This window comes from Streptomyces sp. DH12, from assembly GCF_020873895.1.
Classification (GTDB): domain Bacteria; phylum Actinomycetota; class Actinomycetes; order Streptomycetales; family Streptomycetaceae; genus Streptomyces.
Window position 1 is genome coordinate 1 of sequence record NZ_JAHWGT010000963.1, and the last position, 464, is coordinate 464.

General features: G+C 68.5%; 1 protein-coding gene. It reads left to right on the plus strand.

Annotation, left to right across the window (positions count from 1 at the left end; translation table 11 throughout):
• Positions 1-175: 175 nt before the first annotated feature.
• The coding region (locus LPA54_RS37995) for a hypothetical protein (RefSeq protein ID WP_228984960.1) at positions 176-464 on the plus strand (289 nt) is incomplete at its 3' end.

Below are 464 nucleotides of genomic sequence, written 5' to 3' on the forward strand. Positions count from 1 at the left end.
GCTCCCGCATCCTCGTGACGCTGCCGAGCGTGGACGAGCTGCGGACCATCGCCGGGCGGATAGTCCACGCGATCGATCACCCGGAGGCCGAGTTCACGGCCTACGTGCACCAGCTCAACAACTACAACGGCCCCGTCTTCAACCAGAACGGCGGTCAGAACACGGGGATCAGGCTATGACCGAACCGACGCACCACTCGACCTACAACGGCCCCGTCTTCAACCAGAAGGGCGCCCAGAACATCGGCATCAACTACGGCTACGTGGGCGCCGCCCAGGACCCCGAACTCCACGCGGCTGTGCAGGAGTTGACCGCCCGTCTCCGCGACCTGACCGCCCACCTCACCCCGGACCAGGCCCGCACGGTCGAGGAGACCCTGCCCGTGCTCGCCCTGGACCGCGAGGCCATGACCGAGCGCGGCCTCACCCTGGCACGGCTCGGGCAGCTCACCACCGCGGTCGGTC